The organism is Lacticaseibacillus thailandensis DSM 22698 = JCM 13996 (assembly GCF_001436135.1).
Taxonomy (GTDB): domain Bacteria; phylum Bacillota; class Bacilli; order Lactobacillales; family Lactobacillaceae; genus Lacticaseibacillus; species Lacticaseibacillus thailandensis.
Genome location: NZ_AYZK01000006.1, coordinates 49306 through 69518 on the forward strand (window position 1 = coordinate 49306; position 20213 = coordinate 69518).

At 54.7% G+C, this 20213-nt stretch carries 17 protein-coding genes; 14 read left to right on the forward strand and 3 right to left on the reverse strand.

What is annotated here, in order from left to right:
* The first annotated feature begins 134 nt into the window (after positions 1 to 134).
* The 8 genes from FD19_RS08050 (at position 135) to FD19_RS08085 (ending at position 8141) form a co-directional block, all read left to right on the forward strand.
* Complete coding sequence (locus FD19_RS08050) at positions 135 to 854, forward strand: ABC transporter ATP-binding protein (protein ID WP_054750714.1); 720 nt, start codon at positions 135 to 137, stop codon at positions 852 to 854.
* Entirely contained in the window at positions 854 to 2023 is a 1170-nt protein-coding gene (locus tag FD19_RS08055; protein ID WP_056969672.1) for an ABC transporter permease, read from the forward strand. The genes FD19_RS08050 and FD19_RS08055 overlap by 1 nt, the downstream gene beginning before the upstream one ends.
* Before the next feature lie 101 nt (positions 2024 to 2124).
* On the forward strand, positions 2125 to 2817 hold the full coding sequence (locus tag FD19_RS08060) for a TetR/AcrR family transcriptional regulator (RefSeq protein WP_056969675.1): 693 nt from the start codon (positions 2125 to 2127) through the stop codon (positions 2815 to 2817).
* 249 nt (positions 2818 to 3066) lie between these two features.
* Positions 3067 to 5874, forward strand: coding sequence for a cation-translocating P-type ATPase (locus tag FD19_RS08065; protein WP_056969677.1), 2808 nt, complete (start codon positions 3067 to 3069; stop codon positions 5872 to 5874).
* A gap of 235 nt (positions 5875 to 6109) precedes the next feature.
* Positions 6110 to 6340, forward strand: a complete 231-nt coding sequence (locus FD19_RS08070; protein WP_056969679.1) for a cold shock domain-containing protein — start codon at positions 6110 to 6112, stop codon at positions 6338 to 6340.
* A 12-nt stretch (positions 6341 to 6352) separates the two neighbouring features.
* On the forward strand, positions 6353 to 6745 hold the full coding sequence (locus FD19_RS08075; RefSeq protein WP_056969681.1) for a hypothetical protein: 393 nt from the start codon (positions 6353 to 6355) through the stop codon (positions 6743 to 6745).
* Positions 6746 to 6804: 59 nt separating this feature from the next.
* Positions 6805 to 7548 carry a Cof-type HAD-IIB family hydrolase gene (locus FD19_RS08080; protein WP_056969683.1) on the forward strand — a complete coding sequence of 248 codons (744 nt, stop codon included), beginning with the start codon at positions 6805 to 6807 and terminating at the stop codon, positions 7546 to 7548.
* A 101-nt stretch (positions 7549 to 7649) separates the two neighbouring features.
* Positions 7650 to 8141, forward strand: coding sequence for a thioredoxin domain-containing protein (locus FD19_RS08085; protein ID WP_054750720.1), 492 nt, complete (start codon positions 7650 to 7652; stop codon positions 8139 to 8141).
* Positions 8142 to 8437: 296 nt separating this feature from the next.
* Here FD19_RS08085 and FD19_RS08090 read toward each other — a convergent pair whose 3' ends face one another.
* A complete protein-coding gene (locus tag FD19_RS08090) occupies positions 8438 to 9859 on the reverse strand; it encodes an aldehyde dehydrogenase family protein (RefSeq protein WP_056969685.1) in 1422 nt (473 codons plus the stop codon).
* A 266-nt stretch (positions 9860 to 10125) separates the two neighbouring features.
* On the opposite strand from FD19_RS08090, the gene FD19_RS08095 reads away from it, so the two are divergent.
* Positions 10126 to 11025: a phosphopyruvate hydratase family protein gene (locus FD19_RS08095; protein ID WP_056969687.1), complete on the forward strand. Its 900-nt coding sequence runs from the start codon at positions 10126 to 10128 to the stop codon at positions 11023 to 11025.
* Positions 11026 to 11129: 104 nt separating this feature from the next.
* Here FD19_RS08095 and FD19_RS08100 read toward each other — a convergent pair whose 3' ends face one another.
* Positions 11130 to 12101: an asparaginase gene (locus FD19_RS08100; protein ID WP_054750726.1), complete on the reverse strand. Its 972-nt coding sequence runs from the start codon at positions 12099 to 12101 to the stop codon at positions 11130 to 11132.
* 192 nt (positions 12102 to 12293) lie between these two features.
* Between FD19_RS08100 and FD19_RS08105 the strand changes: the two genes are divergently transcribed.
* Entirely contained in the window at positions 12294 to 13478 is a 1185-nt protein-coding gene (locus tag FD19_RS08105; protein WP_056969689.1) for a hypothetical protein, read from the forward strand.
* Between the two features lie 118 nt (positions 13479 to 13596).
* Here the strand turns inward: FD19_RS08105 and FD19_RS08110 are convergent, their stop codons facing one another.
* Positions 13597 to 14946 (reverse strand): amino acid permease, encoded by a 1350-nt coding sequence (locus FD19_RS08110; RefSeq protein WP_054750728.1) that lies wholly within the window; start codon positions 14944 to 14946, stop codon positions 13597 to 13599.
* Between the two features lie 442 nt (positions 14947 to 15388).
* On the opposite strand from FD19_RS08110, the gene FD19_RS08115 reads away from it, so the two are divergent.
* The 4 genes from FD19_RS08115 (at position 15389) to FD19_RS08130 (ending at position 20169) form a co-directional block, all read left to right on the forward strand.
* Positions 15389 to 15955: a L,D-transpeptidase gene (locus FD19_RS08115; RefSeq protein ID WP_082619538.1), complete on the forward strand. Its 567-nt coding sequence runs from the start codon at positions 15389 to 15391 to the stop codon at positions 15953 to 15955.
* A 274-nt stretch (positions 15956 to 16229) separates the two neighbouring features.
* Entirely contained in the window at positions 16230 to 17855 is a 1626-nt protein-coding gene (locus tag FD19_RS08120) for an ATP-binding cassette domain-containing protein (protein ID WP_054750731.1), read from the forward strand.
* 519 nt (positions 17856 to 18374) lie between these two features.
* A complete protein-coding gene (locus FD19_RS08125) occupies positions 18375 to 19298 on the forward strand; it encodes a helix-turn-helix domain-containing protein (RefSeq protein WP_054750732.1) in 924 nt (307 codons plus the stop codon).
* Positions 19288 to 20169, forward strand: a complete 882-nt coding sequence (locus FD19_RS08130; RefSeq protein WP_054750733.1) for a helix-turn-helix domain-containing protein — start codon at positions 19288 to 19290, stop codon at positions 20167 to 20169. The genes FD19_RS08125 and FD19_RS08130 overlap by 11 nt, the downstream gene beginning before the upstream one ends.
* Positions 20170 to 20213 lie beyond the last annotated feature (44 nt).

Genomic DNA, 20213 nt, shown 5'->3' on the forward strand with positions numbered 1-20213 from the left:
TTTGCGGGCGTTGTCTGGTTGCAGACAGCGCCTTTTTTTGTGATTTTCCTTGACCCTCACCATGGTTGGGTGTAGTCTTTGCACCGATAGGTTAGTGAGCACTCACTCACCGACAAGACGAGGAGGATACACGTATGGTAGGCGTCATTAAATTGTCAGGACTGACCAAGAAGTTTGGCCAACAAACGGTGCTCAACGGCGTGAACCTGGACTTACAACCTGGGGAGATTTTGGGCCTCATTGGTCCCTCAGGTGCGGGCAAGTCCACGGTCATCAAAACGACACTGGGGATGGAAATCGCTGATAGCGGGAGTGCGCAGGTTTACGGCGCAACCATGCCTAACCGCGCGCTACTGGGGCAAATTGGCTATATGGCGCAATCCGATGCGTTATACACCACACTTACGGGCCGTGAAAACCTCCAGTTTTTTGCGGTGATGAAGAGTCTACCCCAGGATACGCTGACTGCCGAGATCGACCGGGTGGCCCAGGTAGTTGACCTCACTGGTGATCTGGACAAACGGGTATCTGGTTACTCTGGTGGGATGATGCGGCGGTTGTCATTGGCGATTGCCTTACTCCATTCACCACGGTTATTGGTGCTTGATGAGCCGACTGTCGGCATTGACCCCGCCTTGCGGTTACGCATCTGGGACGAATTGCGGCGCGCCGTGGCGGCTGGTAGCAGCGTGCTCATCACGACCCACGTTATGGACGAGGCGGAGAAGTGTGACCGGGTGGCGCTATTGCTAGGCGGCAAAGTTATGGCGTTTGACGCCCCGAATAAATTGGAAGCTGATTATCAAGTGGACACGGTTGAAGAGGTATTTTTGAAGGCGGAGGGCGAACTATAATGCGACGAGTAATTAAATTAATGCGGCGAATTGCCAAGGAATTGCTGCGGGATCCGCGGACCCTCGCGTTAGTCTTTGTTGCCCCGGTCCTGGTAATGTGGTTGATGAGCGTGGTTTTCTCAGTGAACTCCACGACGCACGTGGATGTGGCTACGGTGGGCGTGCAAAGCAGCCTGCGGACCCAACTGAATGACGTAAAACACGTTAGTGCCCACAAGTACACGACGAACCGGTCCGCAAAGGCTGCCTTGAAGTCGGGTAAAGTGGATGCCATCGTCAAGGAGCACGACAGTCGGTTTGACGTCACATACGCCAACACTGATTCGACCAAGACCAGCATGACCAAGCTGGCCTTCCAAAGTAGCATGACGTCTACTACGCTGAAGGAGTTAAGCGCCAAAGTGACTAAGTTGGCTATGGCGAATGCCACGTTGCAGGCGAAGATGCAAGCACAGGTGGCTGCTCAGGGTGCCACTAGTACCACGCCAACCACAACTGCTGGTAAGACTAAACAGACGACCAAGGCCGTTAAGGTACACAACCACTATGTGTACGGGGATAGTAATACCAGTTACTTTGACAAGATCATGCCAATCATGATGGCGTTCTTCGTGTTCCTGTTTGTCTTCTTGGTTTCAGGTATGGCGTTGCTTAAGGAACGGTCAACGGGGACACTGGATCGTGTGTTGGCCACCCCGGTGCGGCGTAGCGAAATTGTCCTGGGCTATTTGGGCACCTACGGGATTCTGGCCTTATTACAGACAGTTGTCATCGTCATTTCGACGGTGTGGTTGCTCAACGTTGAGGTTGTCGGCAACCTAGCCAATGTGATACTCGTCAACGTGCTGGTTGCGTTTGTGGCGGTGACAGCTGGCATTTTCCTGTCCACTTTGGCGGCATCCGAATTCCAAATGATGCAATTTCTGCCCATCGTGCTGGTGCCGCAGATCTTCCTGTCGGGGTTGATTCCGTTGGACGCGCTACCCAAGTGGTTGGACTACTTCAGCTACATTTTTCCGATACGCTACGCGGCCGACGCACAAAATGCCATTATTTTTAATGGTGACGGTTTGAGCAAGATCTGGGTCGACCTAGTGGTATTACTGGCCTTTGCCGTCGTACTCGCCGCGTTAAACGTGGTCGGTTTGAAACGCTACCGCAAAGTTTAAAGACGACAAAACTGGAATTGGCCGCCCGGTGGTAAACTGACTAGAGGGTGATGTGCACATCCAGTTAATACGAATTGATCAACCAATTTGGGGGTACAAACATGACGGAGTCAACGAATAATGTGTTTATGGACTACCGTGAGTGGGTGGCAGCGCAACCCATGCCGCCGGGGAAGCGCAAGGCGCTCCTAGCGGGATTGGCGGTATTCGCGGCTAACGGTTACGATGGCGCCAGCACGCAGCAAATTGCGGATGCGGCAGGCATTAGTCAGGCCACGATTTTCAAGTATTTCAAAACCAAACGTGACCTATTGACGGCCATCGTTACCCCAATTATTACGAATATGTTTGGGGCGTACCAAAGCAGCTTTGTGGACCATTTACCAACAACGGATGATTTACAGACGTTGCTGGATTATGTGGTCACGGATCGGTTGCATTTTTTGCAGGTCAACGCCGACGCTTTCGTGATTCTTTTCTCACAACTACTAACGAACCGGCACTTGCGTGAAGAAGGTTTCACCAAGTGGTTACAGCCAGATAATGGCAATGCCGCCGTGAACAAGGCGGTGGGCACGTTCAAGCATTTGCAGCAGGTGGGCCAAATTCGCCCAGAAATGACGGTTGGCGATGTCATCCGGGCCATCGCGGGACCATTGTTCATTTACTTCTTGCAAGGACACCTGCTCGGTCAGCTTGGTCCTACCGACACGGCCCGCGACTTAGCAGTGCTCAAGCGTACCATTTACAACAGTATGGCCACGCACCCCATTACGGGTGGACCAGCCAAGTAGTTGCTCTCCAGTGACTTTCTGTGCCGATATTGTGCGCACGGACTGGTGATGGTGTTAAAATTACTTTACGTGACCAAAAGGGAATGCCAGCGGTGGGACAATATCACACCGCTGGTTGCAGTTTATGGTCATGTTGTGTTATACCGCTGTATGGTCCAACCTAGCGGCAAATGAACCGCTTTACTTGGCTCTGGCCAAGAATTTGTGTTGTGGCAACGCAACACCACTTTTAGATGAGGTGACAAGCAGATGAGTGAACAAGTTCAGCGTGACGCCAAGAAGACGCCGCAGGACTACGCCAAGGAACCAGTGGCGACGGTCTATCACGACTTTGGTACCAGCGCTGCAGGTCTCGCCAGTGATGAAGCTGCTAAGCGACTCCGTCAGTACGGGCCAAACGAAATTCAGAAGAGCAAAAAGCAATCTCAGCTAAAAGCCTTCTTGAAGAACTTTACGAGCCTGATGGCCTGGCTACTCTGGGTCGGCGGTATTATCGCCGTAGTAGCCGGAATGTTGGAACTGGGGATTGCCATTTGGGCAGTCAATATCATTAACGGGGTGTTCAGCTTCTGGCAGGAACACGCCGCCCAAAAGGCGACCGATTCGTTGATGAAGATGTTACCCACCTATGTAAATGTGCATCGGGATGGGCAACTCAAACAGATCGAAACTACTGAGTTGGTACCCGGCGATGTCTTTGACCTGCAGGCTGGTGACGCCGTGCCGGCGGACGCCATGCTGATTCAGGCTAGTTCGATGCAGGTCGACCAGTCCGCGCTCACGGGGGAATCTGTTCCCGAAAGCAAGAGCGTGGATTACGATCCGGGTGAAGGTCAGTTTGCCGAAGCCAACCTGATCTATGAAGGTACCAATGTTGGTGCCGGGACCGGGACGGCTGTGGCGCTGGCAACGGGGATGACGACCGAATTTGGGAAGATTGCCCAGCTGACGCAGCAACAGTCCCACCAGGACAGCCCGCTGACGCTGGAACTCAACCGGCTGACCCGGCAGTTGTCGATGATCGCCATTGGTATTGGGATCCTCTTTTTCATCCTGGCTATCTTTGTGGTTAAATACCCAGTGGCCAAATCCTTTATCTTTGCCTTGGGGATGATCGTGGCGTTCATTCCTGAAGGGTTATTGCCAACCGTGACGTTGTCCCTGGCCCAAGGGGTGCAGCGCATGGCCAAGAAGCACGCCCTGGTCAAGGACCTGAACTCCGTAGAAACTCTGGGTGAGACGACGGTCATTTGTTCCGATAAGACCGGGACCTTAACTCAGAACCAAATGACGGTCAACCACATCTGGCTACCGTTCCGTGAATACGGCGTGAAGGGGACTGGCTACGTCGCCAACGGGAAGATCCTGCGGCGGGGACACCACGTCCACCTCAAGGACGAACCAGAACTGAAAACATTACTTGAAATTTCCGCCATTGATAACGATACCCGCGTCCAGCCGGGGGATGATCCCCAGGGTGCCCCGAAACTATTAGGGACGCCAACCGAAGCTGCCATGATCATCATGGCCGAAAAGGGCGGCATAGACGCAGATGATCTCAACAAGCAGATGCCGCGCGTGAAGGAACTGACCTTTGATTCCGTCCGTAAGCGGATGTCAACGATCAACAAACTTCCTGATGGCAGTTTGCGGATCAACGTCAAGGGATCACTGGGCGACATGTTGACCCAGTGTGCTACCGTCTTGGACAAAGGCGAGACCATCCGGCCCATCACGGATGCTGATAAAAAGGCAGCCATGAAGGCGGAACAGGAATATGCCGAATCTGGGTTGCGGACACTGGCTGTAGCCTACCGGGATATTCCGGCGGACCAGGTGCCGGCCAACCTGGACGACCTGACGATCGACAACTGTGAAACAAACCTCACGCTCGTGGGGCAGGCAGCCATGGCCGACCCAGCCCGTCCGGAGATTTTCCAGGCGGTCAAGGAATGCCACGACGCGTCGATTCGGATCATCATGGTTACTGGTGACAGTCCGGTGGTGGCACGCAACGTGGCGGCGCAAATTGGCATTGTCTCTAGCAACCAGGCCCGGGTCATTACTGGTAGCGAGCTGGCTGCGATGAGCAAAGACGATTTGAAGGCGGCCTTCAAGGACGAACTCATCTTTGCCCGCGTTGCACCAGAACAGAAGTACAAGATCGTTTCCACCCTGCAAGAAATGGGTGAAATCGTTGCGTCTACTGGTGACGGGGTCAACGACGCCCCAGCCCTCAAGAAGGCTAACATTGGTGTGGCCATGGGGGTTACCGGGACCGACGTGGCTAAAGATGCCGCTGACATGGTGCTGACGGACGATAACTTTGCGTCCATCGTCGCTGCCATTGAGGAAGGCCGGACCGTCTACAGCAACATCCAGAAGTTCTTGACCTACATCCTGAACTCAAATGTGGGTGAAGCCATTCCGTCCGTGCTGTTCCTGCTCAGCCGTGGGTTGATTCCATTACCATTAACCGTTATGCAGATTCTGACCATCGACCTGGGGACCGATATGCTTCCGGCATTGGGCCTGGGGGCTGAACGGGCTGAACCCGGAGCCATGAAGGAACCGCCACGTTCACAGACGTCACACTTGCTGACGAAGAACGTGTTGTGGCGCGCCTTTGCCTGGTACGGAATGATTGGGGCCCTGGTTTCCACCTGTGGCTACTTCTTCGTCAACTACCTGGCTGGTTGGCCAAGTGTGGCCCTGGCGGCCGACGGTACCCGTGGTTATATCACGGCGACGACGATGACGTTGGCCTGTGTCATCTTTGTACAGATGGCCAACGTAATGAACTGCCGGACGCGCAACGCGTCGGTCTTCAGTATTGGCATCTGGAAGAACTTCAAGATCAACGTCGGGATCGTGGTCGAATTCCTCATCCTGATTGCCTTGATGCACGCACCAATTTTGCAGGACGTGTTCCAGACCGGGCCGTTGCACTGGCAGGAGTGGGTCTTCCTCGCCTGCATCCCACTACCGGTGTTCTTCATTGAGGAACTCCGTAAAAAGATTGTGCGGGGGCGGCGTTCGTCAGCACAAGTGGAGTAGGTTCAAGTACGACATTTAGGTATCATAAAGAAATAGCGTTTCTGGGCGACGGTGAATCTGTTGCCTAGAAATGCTTTTTTGGTGGTGGGCATTTTAACAGCCCACTGGTTGATGTTATATTTAAGTTATCGGCGACGTGTCGTTGCTGGGGTGAAGTAGTAAAATTAACGGTGAGGACGGTACCCAAGAGTGTAGAATTGGGTGGCAATACGTTACACGTGAGGAGGCAGGTGCGGTGCAGTTAGGTAAGGTACGTTGGTATGATGCCGGAGTGGGCCGTGGCATCATTGATGCGGATGATGGCAAAGTTGTTTTTTTGCCGTACCACGCCATTGAGGGTACCGATATTAGTCGCTTCCAACTGACCGAAAAACAGCGTGTGGAATTTGACCTGACCAACGAGGCGTTCAGTTTTGACGGCTTAACCGGCCAGTACCGCGCGACCCGGATGCGGCCCGTTAAGTAGGAGTGTAGTTAGATGCGTAAACAAAGCACAAGCTCGATTGTGGGCTTGTGCTTTTTGCTCCTGTTATTCGGGGCTGTAATGGGGAAGCTTGCTCGCTGCGGTGAGGTACGTCTTGCCAGTCCTTATGCTGACTGGTGGTTTCGTGCCATTGCTTTGGTGTTGGTCGCGGTAATGACTTTGCGAATGGCTCGGGCCAACGCGACCCCGTCGTGTGCCGCCGAGGTGTTCTACCCGCATGACGTTATCACCAAAGGTGTGCATGACGTTTTCGGCATTATCGGTATATCGCGCTTCCTCCGAAAAGTCCACATAATTGGGTCTGATTTTTTGTTCGTGGTGCAAGTAATACCGGTCATGGCACCGCTTACCGATAATTTACGTTATAATCGAAGGATAGACTTTTGATATGTTACTGGTGGTACCGGCGGCGTTGACCGTGAGGTGCTACCAGGGAGGAGGGTGTCATGACGATAAAAATGGTTGCAGTTGATATCAATGATACGCTGCTCAATTCACAGGGACAGATGACTGACACCACGGCCGTTGTTTTACAACAGGCTACTAGTCGCGGTGTGAAGGTGGTGCTCACCACTAGTCGCCCATTGTTTGGCATCCGGTCATATTTGCGTGAACTAAATTTGCATGGTGATACCCAGTATGCCATCACTTATAATGGGGCGTTATTGCAAACGCTGACGGGACGGGTACTTAAAGGGCACACCATGCGCCGGGATGATATTGCCACGGTGGCGGAGTTTAGCGTCGCCCACCACATGCACTTTCACTTTCTAGATGAGCAAGGGCATAACTACGTCACCGATAGTTACATTAACCCGTACACGGTACGGCAGGCAGCGGCGAATCACGCTGGCATTCACCACGTGTCGCTGGCGGATATTAGCCCTGATTTTCACGCGGCCAAAATTGTGTTGGCGGGTAATCCGGCCGATATCAGCGCGGTCCAAATGCAATGCATCAACCAGCTAGGGGCGCACTACTACATCGTGCGGACGCGACCGTACTTCATTGAAATTATGAGCCAAACTGCCAACAAGGGCACGGCATTGACCGACCTCGGCGCATACCTCGGAATTGCGGCTGAAGAAACGATGGCCATTGGGGACGGAATGAACGATTTACCCATGTTGGCCAGCGTGGGCGTCCCGGTGGCGATGGGCAATGCGCGGCGAGCGCTGCCACCTTTGTGACTAGCGATAACGATCACAACGGGGTGGCACGCGCCATCCGGCGGTACGTTCTGGGTGTATAATGCGGGCAACGATATTATGAGCAAAGGTAGGTTGAATTCATGACAAAGTTTAGTTTGGATAATGACACCACGTTAACGTACGGTGCCGCGACGGCGCCGGAATCCATCATCGCAATTATTAATCTCGGTTGTGGTGATACGCGTAACTGGTTGGCCCAGGTGCACGAGGACCTGGAAGCGGCCGTGGCCGCGGGTAAGTTGCAGGTACACCTCAAGTTTTGGAATAAGCAGAAGGAGCCATTGCGCGCGGGGAACATTGCCAACGGCTACATTGATTATGCTGATCCTCAAGCGGCTTTGCGCTTGGTGCGGGCGGTGTTCACGCACCAGGATGAGTTGAAGGCGGCTCCGTCCGTTGCGGACTACTTGACCAGCACGTACCACGTGCAGCGACAGGCCAATGCGGACCAAGTCGCGGCCACGGTGGCAGCTGAGGTGGCGGCTAATGGTGTGACCAGTTTGCCCACCGTCGTTTATCACGACCGCCTATATTTCGATGACACGTTAGCGGATCTGCCACACTTTGCTTAAGGTGGGGATGGAGGCAGCACATGACCGACTTGGGTCCCTTACTCATTAAGGGCGGTGTGATTGGTGCTTTGCTGGTTTTGGTCACTTGGTGTCAGTGGGGCCAGGTGGTCAATGGGCTCCTCATTGCCTTGGCCATTGTGATGGTATGGATCCCAAATGGGTGGCTCCGGTGGCGACGGTAAAAAATAAACTGCGACCAATAGCGACTGTGCCCCATAGGTTGTGTCCTTTGCACAATATACAAAAAGGCGTCGACGATTTTTCGTCGGCGCCTTGCTTTTGTTCCGCCTAATCAGCTAGTCTTTGTCGCGAATTACAGTGCGTAGTTCGTTGATGAATTCGATTGGATGGCGGGTTGCCCGTGAAACGTACTTGATGTTCAACAGGTCGTGCGTGGAGAGGTTGTGGGAAATGGAGTTCTTCCCGTACGTCCCAGTGCCCAAAGTCAATGATGGGGTGAGGCCGTTGAACAACCCACCGATACCCCCAAGTGAACCTGGGGTGTTGATCAGGATGCGGCAGGAAGGCATCTGATCGCCAAAGCGGCTAATTACGTCTTCATCAGTGGTGTGCAGTACCGCCGTGTGGCCAAGACCACCGTAGTTGAGAATGCCCAGGCACAGCTGGAAGGCTGCACTCTGCGTGTTAGCGATGTACATGGACAGCACTGGTGACAGCTTTTCGCCAGACAGCGGGTAGTTTACACCGATACCATCAAGCTTGCCAATCAGTAACTGGGTACCAGCAGGTACCTTGATGCCAGCCATTTCCGCAATTTTTTCAGCGGACTGACCAGCAACAGGGCCACGAACCGTGTGGCGCTGCGGGTCGATCACGGCATCCGCCAGCTTGTCGACTTCGTTATCCGGAACGAAGTAGGCGTGCTGCTTTTCGAACTCGGCTTTGACCTCATCCAGAATGTCGCGGTCAACGACCAAACTGTTTTCACTGGCACAAATCATCCCGTTGTCAAACGTCTTACTCATCATGATGTCCGCAACAGCGGCCTTCACGTCGGCAGTCTTTTCAATGTAAACCGGAGCGTTACCAGGGCCCACACCCAAAGCGGGCTTACCCGTAGAGTAAGCGGCCTTGACCATACCGGGACCACCAGTAGCGAGCACAATGGCCACACCAGGGTGGTTCATCAGGGCGTTGGAAGCCTCGATACTTGGCTTGGAGATCCAACCAATCAGACCCTTAGGTGCGCCGGCAGCTTCAGCAGCGTTAGCCATCAACCGGGCAGTGGCGATCCCACATTCGAGGGCTTGTGGGTGCAAACTGAAGATGATGGCGTTGCGCGTCTTAAGTGCCAGCAGGATCTTGAAGATTACGGTCGAGGTGGGGTTGGTCACGGGCGTGACCCCCGCAATAACACCAAGGGGTTCGGCAATTTCGGTTACCTTCTTGACGGGGTCGTCGGCGATGACGCCAACGGTCTTGTCATCCTTGATGGCCTTCCAGATATACTGAGCAGCGTAAATGTTCTTGATGGCCTTGTCTTCGGACTTGCCACGGCCGGTTTCCCGGTATGCGAGTTCGCCCAGTTCCTTGGCGTGAGCGGCAGCGGCCTGAACCATTGCCTCACAAATCGCGTCGACTTGCTCTTGACTAAAATGCTGATACTCGTTAAATGCGGCCTGGGCAGTTGCCACAAGGTCGTTGATGCTTGCTTCTACGTCGGATACTTCCTGTTTTTCCATAGTTGCTTGCGCCATAGTCATCTTCCTTTGCTTGCGAATGAGTTTTTACATCTAATCCAATTACAATAATAGTCCTGCAAATTGTCCTTGTAAACGCTCAGTGAAAACTTCACAATCGCACTTGCTGCGGGACAAAAAGTGCCCACCGTTGGCAGGCTGAAGCCTATCCCATGATTCAGAAAATCGCTTACAAGGTTGCGGGTGGTGATGGGTTAACCGGGGGGTGCCGAGACGGTTCATGGTAGAATAAGGGGACAGACAAACTTTGGGAGGTTGAAGATATGGTGGTTGTAATTTCAGATGTAGTGGCGGCTGAAGTCGTTAGTGCTGTGGGTACCCCCGCACTGCAGGTGACCGTGGTGCTAAACGATGGCACCACCGGCGTGGCCACCGTGGCGACTCCTGGGCGGCACGACGGTGGACCGGGTGTTGGTTTACTGGATGGCGGTGATCGGCTGCACGGTTTGGGCGTGCTCAAAGCCGTGAACCACGTCAACACCACGTTGCACGACGAACTACGTGGACAGTCGCCCTTTAACCAGCGACAACGTGATGCCACCATCGCCGACGCCGACGGTACCGACGACTGGCACCGTCTCGGGGTCAACGCCACCTTTGCGACCTCACTGGCGATTGCTCGGGCCGCCGCGAACTTTGAGGGTGTGCCATTGTACCGTTACCTCGGGGGGGTCGTAGCGGTTGGTCCGCGGCCCGCGGTGCCCCTTGCGCGTGATGGCGCTGACTTCCAGGCGCTATACAGCGTGGCAACGCCTAACGGTCCCCTGGGCGTCGCGTTGACCGACGTGCTGGCCGACCAGTTGGCTGCACCAGATGGTGGGCCTAACGCGCACCTGGCTGACCTGGTGGTTGCTATTCGTGCCCAGCGTGATGACGTCGTGCTTGTAGCCGTTGGCGCCACGGATACGGTGCCAGGCGTTACCAACCTGACAGCTTTGGCCGCGCCGTTAGCGACGTACGGCACCGTGACTGGCGCGCTGGTGGCTCTGCGTGGTGGCCAGCAAGTGGTGCAGCACGTGGCCGCGGATACGGATCCGTACGCTGCCGACTTGGCGGCCGCCCTAATGCGGCCGAGTCTGATCGTGCCGTCACGTGGTGGTAGCCAGGCGCACGTGATGAACCGGCTCCTGACGATTGGCCGGGAAATGGCGGCCGACTCTTAGTTAGACGGGACAATGCATTATTGCAACATTAATCTGGGTCAAATAAAGGACCAAGGTTTGTACTGACACGCGTACGTGTCGGTGCTCACCGTGGTCCTTTTGGTTTAACTAATAGCGTTATTAACGTAAGCTTTGAGGTCGGCACCCTGCTTACCGTCGCTAAGACCGACGATCAGCTTGATACGCGCCTTTTGCCCGTTCAGGCCCTGGCAAAAGATGATGCCCATCTTTTCCAGTTCGACGCCGCCGCCCTCATAATCATAGAAGCCTTCCGCCACCCCGTTAAAACAACGGGACACCAACACAATGGGCACGTGCCGGTCCAGCAACCGCTGGAGACCGGGCAAAGTTGCTGGCGGCAGGTTGCCGGCACCAAGGGCTTCAATGACCAGTCCGTTAGTGTTCTTCGGGAGGGCGTCGAACAACGTAGCGTCCATGCCCGCATACGCTTTGAGCAGGAAGACGTTAGGCACCACGTTATCAATGAGGCAGGCTTCCTGGTTGATCAATTCCTGGAAGAAGCGGACCCCATCCTTGGTCACCAACCCGATGGGCCCAAAGGTAGGTGTGCGGAACGTGGCGACGTTAGTGGTGTGGGTCTTGGTCACAAAGCGGGCCGTGTGGATCTCATCGTTCATCACCACCAGGCATCCTTTGTGCCGCGATTCGGGACTGGCCGCGGTACGAATGGCAGTGATGAAGTTGTACAGGCCGTCACTGCCGATTTCGTTGCTGGAACGCATGGCACCGGTGACGACCACCGGGATGGTGCTATCCAGCGTGAGGTCGAGGAAGTACGCGGTTTCCTCCAACGTGTCCGTACCGTGGGTGACCACGACGCCGTCGACGCCGTTAGCTTCAGCACGGCGAATTCGCTGGGCCAGCTCCAGCATGAGTTCCGGCGTCATGTGGGGAGAGGGTAGGTTGAAAATTTCCTCGGCGGTGACGTGGATGTCGGCACCCAACTGGTCGACCTGGCCCATGAGCGGGTTTTCCGCGCTGGGGGCCACATCACCCGCCGCGTTGGCGGTCATCGAAATGGTGCCGCCTGTGTGTAGAACCAAAATATTAGTCATTAATAGTTACTCCTTTGACGGAAATTGTGTCCGTGTTTTAGTGTATGCCGAAACGCGGGTGAAGGGAACCGTCTCTCCCAACGAACAAGGCTAAATATATAGCGACTGGTCCGCCACGGTTGTTGGTGGGGTTGGAAACTGTCATAATGGTATAAATTTGTAGCAACGTATCCTGGGAATGGGGCACAATTAATGAAGAAACTGCAACTGGCTGGCGGAATTGTCGGCGTCATCCTGATAACCGCGTTGGGCGTGGGTGGCTACGTAAGCTTACACCATAGTGCTCAGCAGCATCGTCACCAACAGACATCGGCACTGACGGCATCGCGCCAGATTTTAGGTGCCCGCCAGACCTTTTGGCGACAACAGGGCAAGGTGACCGCTCAGGCTAGTAACAAGGGCCATCTGCAAGCTTTTCAGTACGCGCAAAATGCGACCATGGGCTCCACATGGATTTTTCACCGCGGGCAGTTAGGTGGGTACACCCGCATCAATTATCAGGAACTGAAGGCGCGGCTACGGAAAACAGATGCGGAGGCAGGGTCGACCGGTACTGCCTACCACTTTGCCACCATCAAGCAACTTAACCAGGCGTTGGCCAAGGCGAAGGCACACATTACCATTCGCCATTACAGCGATTTGTCCTACTATCGCGACGGGACCGTCAGCGTTCAGAATAACGGCTTTATTGCTAGCGGGCACCACCTGTACGCGTTGTCGATGGCATACGGGCAGAGTAGTGCTGAGCTGGGTGGTGTGGAGATGGCGCAGGTCTTCACGGACAAAGGGTTTACGGCGCCACGCCACCATCTCGGTAACCGGCAGATTGCGGGCAATTGGGTAGACAACGAGTACGACGCCCTACAGGTTCGTGACGGTCAGTTATATGTGACTGGTGGTAGTGGCAATTTTACGAGTGTTAGCCGCACGAACGTAGAAGACCTAGCTAAGCAATCGGCCACGTCGTTATACGCGAGTCGTTACCCTACGCAGGTGGCCACGGCCATGTATGCGGGTTACACCATCCCCCAAGCGACTGCGCGGGTGGCTGGTGATCAGGAATATATGTACTTATTTCTGTCATCAACCAAGATGGTACGGCTCAAGGACGGCCACGCCACCGTGTTCCACAAGAGTACGGCCAAAAGTGTCGCGGATGATGCCCATGTAGATGCGCACGTGCGGCGGGTCTTTGCGGCTGCGGACCGGCAACGGCAGGGCACGTACGCGGATGCTGTCTCCACGTTGGATGACGGTACCTACGAAGTGGTGTTTGTGCACACCTTGAACATGTTCACGCAGACTAACTACATGGATCAGCGCGACTACCAGCAGGCCACCATCCATGATGGTCAGGTGACTTTTAAGGAAATGTAGCGCGCTGGCGCCAACGACTAGCTGTGGTCGCCTTACCGCGCTTAACTACAGAGGGGACGTTGCCACTAGACACACGCGTTGGTGTCTGGCGGTAACGTCCCCCTTTATATGCAGATATTTATTTATGTCGGTTAGTGCGCCAATAGTGGCACAGCACCGCAGCGATGAAGACAATGCCCACCACGAGCGGAATGCGGGTGCTAGGGTTGATGCCCATGAAGATGACGACGATGCCCAGGAAAATGAGGGTCAGGTAGTTACTCCACGGTGAGAACGGCATCCGGAATTGGTGTTCGCCGGCGACGATGGGGTGCTGCTTGCGAAACTGAATTTGGCTCAGCAAGATGACCACCCAGGGGATCAGCCCCGGCAGTACGCTGGAACTGTACACGATGACGAACAGGTTCTTGGTGCCCGGCCAGAGTAGCGGCACGATGAAGTTTAGTACCACGCCGATGCCGATACCGGCTGCAATTGTGACAACGGGCCAGAACGGAACCCCGTGGCGGTTCAGTTTGGTGAGACGGTGCGGTAGCTGCCCGGTTTCTGCCAGGGTGTAGCCCATACGGCTAGCACTGTAGATACCGGAGTTCGCACCAGACAGCGCGGCGGTGACCACGACAAAGTTGATGATTGTGGCGGCGGCCCCGATGCCGACTTTGGCAAAGGTTTCCACGAAGGGCGAACCGATTGTGCCGAGCTGATTCCACGGGTAGACCGTGACGATGACGAAGATGGCGCCAACGTAAAAGATCAGGATGCGACCAACCGTGGACTGGATGGACTTCACGATGGTTGGCTGCGGGTTTTCCGCCTCCCCGGCGGTGATGCCGATGAGTTCGACCCCCTGGTACGACGCGACGACGATGGCGAGGGCAAAGACGAAGCCGCTCACACCGCCGGTGAAGAACCCACCATGACTCCAGAGGTTGCTGAGGCCGATGGCGTAGCCACCGTTACCAAAACCAAAGAAGATCAACCCGATCCCGGCGACGATCATTAGGATAATGGTCACGACTTTGACCATGGCAAACCAAAACTCCAGCTCACCAAACGCTTTCACGGAAATGAGGTTAGCGATGGTCAGTAACAGTAACGCGACCAGGCCGGGAATCCATTGGGGCAGGTGCGGCCACCAGAATTCAAAGTAACTGCCGATGGCGATCATTTCCGACATGCCCACAACGAGAAACTGAAAAATGTTAGCCCAGGCGGTCAGGTAACCAAAGACAGGGTGCAGGTAGTCAGAGGCAAACGAGGCAAAGCTGCCAGTCACGGGGTGGGCGTACAGCATTTCTCCGAGGGCCCGCATAATAAAGTAGAGGAATAACCCCGCCACCGCGTACGCGAGCATGACGCTAGGACCGGTCCACTGAATGGTGGACGCTGAGCCCATGAAGAGGCCGACACCAATCGTGCCGCCCAGGGCAATCATCTGCATGTGACGAGAACTGAGTTTACGTTGCATTGGGGATACTCCTATCTGGCGGGCACCTGGGTGCCCACCGAAACGTTGCATAATGTTTGTAGTTTAACACTAATCACATACACTTGTCTTCCACAGGCGGACAACTGGACGTCAATGGGCACTCATCCGGTTACTGTAAATGGTCGCCAGCCATTTTGCATGCTGGCCGCACGTACCGTGCCCATAGGCCGTACTGATGCCCGTAGTTACCCCATCGCATCCAGGGTCGACTTTGTGCGGGTGGGGATGAAAGTTATACCTTTTTTCATATAAAAACTGGGCCTAAACGTGTTATGCTTATGTGTAGCGAACCGAGATTGAGGAGGTCATTCCATTGCCAGCAAATGGATCCAAGCAACATAATCACGCAGGACGGCAGCTTTGGATTTGGGCGTGCGTCATTATTGCGTTGATTGCGGTTGGCGGCGTTAGTGCTTACACGATGCATAGTCAGCACACCGAGGCGGTTGCTAAGGCCGCTAAGAGTTCCAGTAGTAAGGCCAGTGCAGCCAAAGCCAGCAGCAAGCAGGCGGCAAAAAAGGCGGTGAAGCAGAAGACCGTTGATTACACCAAACCGTCAGAGAATAAGGCGTATCCCGACGTGAATAAGTACCCGAACCTGTGGATTCACGTCTCCACCGAGAAGCAGCGCGTGTACATCATGAACGGTGACAAGGTGCTCTATACGATGTATTGCTCAACGGGGATGACTAACAGTAAGACGACGGCCACCCCGCACGGCACGTATCACGTGCAGGCGGAGCGCGGCCAAACGTTTTACAACGCGGCTGAACGGGAAGGTGCTAACTATTACACCTCTTGGGCTGGCCATGGTAGTCTTTTGTTCCACAGTGTTCCGATCGATGCCAATGGCAATTACATTAAATCGGAAGCGGCTAAGCTCGGCAAGAAGGGTGGCGCCTCGCACGGCTGTGTACGGTTAACCATTCCGGACGCTAAGTGGATCTACGAGAACATTAAATACAACACAAAAGTGGTAATTAATTAGTTAGCAGGCTATAATACCTGATTAGGATTGAACGGCACGTGCGTAATCAAGGCAGCTTTCCTCCCCGGCAAATCACCGGGCGGGGAAAACTGCTTTTGTGTAGAGAGCCGCGCCGCGCAATAGCTTTCGGCGGGGCGTAGCGCGTTTCAATACCTACTAGTGGCCACTGACCTTAATAGCAAGGTTGTGTCACATCATGAGAGCGGGTCGCTCGAGTTTAGCTTTTGAGTCAGCACCACATATTGAGAATGTTACCCATATAAGGAGAAACCAATTGCTCACAGTAAACAACGTTAGTATGACCTTTACCGACCGTACCCTATACACGGACGTCAACCTGAAGTTCACGCCTGGTAACTGTTACGGCATTATCGGCGCCAACGGGGCCGGCAAATCGACCTTCCTGAAGATTCTGGAGGGCAAGTTGGCACCCAGTACCGGGACCGTCACCCTTGATGCCCACGAACGCATGAGTAGTTTGCAGCAAGACCACTTTGCCTTTGACGATCAGACCGTGATGAATACGGTACTGCAGGGTCACAAGCGTTTGTTTGCGGTAATGCAGGCCAAAGACGCGCTGTATGCCAAGGCGGATTTTTCCGAGGAAGACGGTCTGAAGGCCGCCGACTTGGAGGGTGAATTTGCCGAAATGGATGGTTGGAACGCCGAAAGTGATGCCAGCCAGTTGTTGCAGCAGTTGGGGATTCCCGAGGCGCAACACCAAGCGCTGATGGGCGACCTGCCAGAAAGCGACAAGGTGAAGGTCTTGCTGGGGCAGGCCCTCTTTGGTCAACCCGACGTGTTGCTGCTGGACGAACCGACCAACGGGTTGGACACGCAAACAATTAGCTGGCTGGAAGACTTTTTGGCGGATTACCAGAACACCGTACTGATTGTCAGCCATGACCGGCATTTCCTGAACGCGGTCTGCACGATGATGTGTGACGTGGACTACGGCAAGATTGAATTATACGTGGGTAACTACGATTTCTGGCGTCAAAGTTCTGAACTGGCGCAGCAGCTGAAGTCCAACGCCAACGCCAAAAAGGAAGAACAGATCAAGCAGCTGCAAGAATTTGTGGCGCGGTTCTCCGCTAATGCCAGCAAGTCGAAGCAGGCGACGGCACGGAAGAAGCAGTTGGACAAAATCACGCTGGACGACATTAAACCCAGCAGCCGGAAGTACCCGTACGTAAAGTTCACCCAACAACGGGAAATTGGAAACGACTTGGTGCAGGCGCGCGGGGTGGCGTTAACGGTGGACGGTATGCCGGCTATCAGCAACGCCAACTTTATCCTGCATCCAGGTGAGAAGACCGCCATCATTAGTCGTAGTGACGTGACGGCAACGCAGTTGTTGCAGGTGTTAGCGGAAACGGTGCCGCCGGACGCAGGCGAAGTGGCGTGGGGTGTGACCACGGTACGGGGTTACATGCCGAAGGATTTGAACAGCGTCTTTGAGGACGACAGCCTGAGTATTCTTGATTGGTTGCGGCAGTACGCGCCGAAGAACCAGCAGGACAATACGTTCTTACGCGGGTTCTTGGGGCGGATGCTGTTCTCCGGTGACGATGTGTTGAAGCCAATCAGTGTGTTGTCCGGGGGCGAAAAGGTGCGGAGCATCTTATCCAAGCTGATGTTGACCCAGCCAAACGTGCTGGTTATGGACGACCCGACGAATCATTTGGACTTGGAGTCAATCCAGGCGCTGAACGACGCGCTGGTGGCGTTCCCAGGCTCCGTTATCTTTACGAGTCATGACCGGGAGTTCATCGAAACGATTGCGGACCATATCATTGAAGTAGGACCGCAAGGGGTGGTTGACCGGGCGGATACCACGTATGGTGAGTTCCTGGAGCACGAGGTAGTGCAGGAACAGGTTCAGAATATTTATGGATAAGGTAGCAAAGATTATTAAATGATATATAATAAGCGTATGCTTACACATGCGCTTTTTTTGTACAGAGAACGCAGAGAGCGGAGCGGGCCGCTTAGAAAGCGATAGCGTAGGGCACTCTGGCTGAAAGGCCCGGGTTTGGCCTTTTAGTCAGAGTGCCCTACGCGGTAGCTTTCTGGCCCGCGGAGCTCGTTTCAATACCTGAGAGAAGCCACCGAGCGTGGCTGCAGGTTACCAGTTAGCAGTTACCGGATGGCTTGGGTTTGGCCATCTGGGTGGTAGTGCTTACGCGGCAGCTTCCTGCGGGGCGGAGCTCGTTTCAATACCTGAAGGAAGCCGCCCCGTGCGCCGTCAGGCGCTATTCGGAGTTACGGGACCGTTAATGGTTTCCAGGGCCGTACGTCCTGAAACCACCAGGGGTTAATACATATGCAACCAAGTTTTTCCATGTTCTGCTAGGAATGTATGCGTTAGTTTTGCGGTTTGGAGTAAAGCCGCGTGCACTATGGGGAGTGATTGGCAATGATGGGAGCTGAATTTAGGCGGCTACGTCGGCGTGAAGGTGCATCACTAAAGGATGTCGCCGGGGGCATTGTGTCATTGGGGGCCCTCTCGAAGTTTGAGGGTGGTTCGGCGGATATGCCGATTAATAAATTGGTAGCCATGCTACAACGCATGGGCGTATCACTACAGGAATTTGTCAGTGGGTTCGACCCGCTCGTGGGCAACCGCGACAGCTTAATGACCGTCGTGAACGCTCTTAGTGCGCAGAACGATGTGTCAGGATTGAAGCAACTGGTAACGAGGAAACAAGCACGTTATACGCGGCGGCAAACGCCACTCGACTTTCAGCAACTGTTGATCGCGGCAGGGGCTTATTTTGCGTTGAGCCAGGATAACCGGCTGAACGCTACGGAGCAACTCATTCTAAAGGATTGGTTTGGTCCCAAAGTTGCGTGGTCGGAGGCCAACGTCGTGACGTTTCGGTATGCTTGCGTGTTGTTGGCACCGACTATGTGCGCGGAGGTTGCGAACCGGTTATTCGGTGAAATACATAATATGTACGCGGTGAACCACTCGCTCAGTATTGCGGCGTGGGAAGCCGTATTGAGTGCGGACTGCTGGTTGATCGAATCGGGGACGTTGGCGTTGGCCAAGCAACTGACAAAACTCATTCAGCGGGATGTGGTGCCCGCGAACGCGTCATTGGTGGCGTACCGGCGGGAGTTTATTACCCGGTGTTTGGTTTACCGCGTTCATCCCGAGGCCGCCCACGCCACGGGGGTGACGGGACTGATCAGCTTTTTACGGATGGTTGGGTCGGTCCAGCTAGCCCAAAGTTACCGGAAGTTGGCCCAGAAGTTGTGTCGTGCTGACCTGTATGCTGAGGTGGTTCCACCAGCGCCAGCACCAGATGCGGTGTCGGAGGTACACGATGTCTATTAATGGTAGTTTTAAACGCATTCGTGAAGATTTGGGTTGGAGTATTACCGACCTAGCTGAGGGTATCGCCACGTGCAAATCGGTCGCGGGGTTTGAAGCCGGTGAACGGGACTTGGCGTTAGGCAAAGTGCAGGCGATGCTGGCGCGTATGGGGTTGACCCTGCGCACGTTCGCAGTGGTGGCCGGTGAACCCGACCGCGAGCTGGGGCACTGGCAGCGCTTAGGGAGCATGGCGCCCACGCCCGAACGGGTGAAGCACGCCTTTGACCAATTAGCGGCGCGGTACCAGCAGGCGCCCTGTGATACGAACTTCTATGCCATGATGGTGACGGCGGGTGATTACTATTACTTGGCCCACCGGCAACTCGTTGCGGCAGAGGACATTAACCACCTAGCGACGATTCTGGTGACTAGTGGTTCCTGGGACGAGACCCAGCTGGAGGTGTTGCACGCGGTGATGGTGATGTTACCGTCACCCAAAGTGTTGGTGTTGACGCGCGAAGTGTTGCAGGCCGCCGTCAGTATGCGCGAGTGGAACCAGATGGGTTACATATCGGCGTGGACCGTGGTCACGCGGGGACTGCGGGTGCTCATTGCGCGTCGGTCGAACTACGCGCAACCCTTGATCAAGGAAATTGACGCGGTGGGGATGGATGAACACCTGATCGAAGGCCGTTTTGGGGTGATGATGTTGAAACGCATTGCCCAACTGCAGGATGCGGATACGGATGCCCACCGGCAGGCGGTGTTGGCGATGTACAATATGCTGCCCGCGTTGAACAATCGGCACATGACGGCCTACTTTGACGAAACTTTGCTCGATACGGTCGGAATGACGCCCGCGCAACTGCAGGAGCCGGTCCCGCAAGATTAATTAACGTACATGAGGAACGCGCACCACGGGACCAATTGGTCACC

Coding starts and splice junctions, on each gene's coding strand:
- FD19_RS08125 (WP_054750732.1), top strand. CDS start 18,375: ATGATGGGAGCTGAATTTAGGCGGCTACGTCGGCGTGAAGGTGCATCA.
- FD19_RS08105 (WP_056969689.1), top strand. CDS start 12,294: ATGAAGAAACTGCAACTGGCTGGCGGAATTGTCGGCGTCATCCTGATA.
- FD19_RS08085 (WP_054750720.1), top strand. CDS start 7,650: ATGACAAAGTTTAGTTTGGATAATGACACCACGTTAACGTACGGTGCC.
- FD19_RS08075 (WP_056969681.1), top strand. CDS start 6,353: ATGCGTAAACAAAGCACAAGCTCGATTGTGGGCTTGTGCTTTTTGCTC.
- FD19_RS08065 (WP_056969677.1), top strand. CDS start 3,067: ATGAGTGAACAAGTTCAGCGTGACGCCAAGAAGACGCCGCAGGACTAC.
- FD19_RS08080 (WP_056969683.1), top strand. CDS start 6,805: ATGACGATAAAAATGGTTGCAGTTGATATCAATGATACGCTGCTCAAT.
- FD19_RS08055 (WP_056969672.1), top strand. CDS start 854: ATGCGACGAGTAATTAAATTAATGCGGCGAATTGCCAAGGAATTGCTG.
- FD19_RS08130 (WP_054750733.1), top strand. CDS start 19,288: ATGTCTATTAATGGTAGTTTTAAACGCATTCGTGAAGATTTGGGTTGG.
- FD19_RS08115 (WP_082619538.1), top strand. CDS start 15,389: ATGCATAGTCAGCACACCGAGGCGGTTGCTAAGGCCGCTAAGAGTTCC.
- FD19_RS08090 (WP_056969685.1), bottom strand. CDS start 9,859: ATGGCGCAAGCAACTATGGAAAAACAGGAAGTATCCGACGTAGAAGCA.
- FD19_RS08110 (WP_054750728.1), bottom strand. CDS start 14,946: ATGCAACGTAAACTCAGTTCTCGTCACATGCAGATGATTGCCCTGGGC.
- FD19_RS08100 (WP_054750726.1), bottom strand. CDS start 12,101: ATGACTAATATTTTGGTTCTACACACAGGCGGCACCATTTCGATGACC.
- FD19_RS08095 (WP_056969687.1), top strand. CDS start 10,126: ATGGTGGTTGTAATTTCAGATGTAGTGGCGGCTGAAGTCGTTAGTGCT.
- FD19_RS08050 (WP_054750714.1), top strand. CDS start 135: ATGGTAGGCGTCATTAAATTGTCAGGACTGACCAAGAAGTTTGGCCAA.
- FD19_RS08060 (WP_056969675.1), top strand. CDS start 2,125: ATGACGGAGTCAACGAATAATGTGTTTATGGACTACCGTGAGTGGGTG.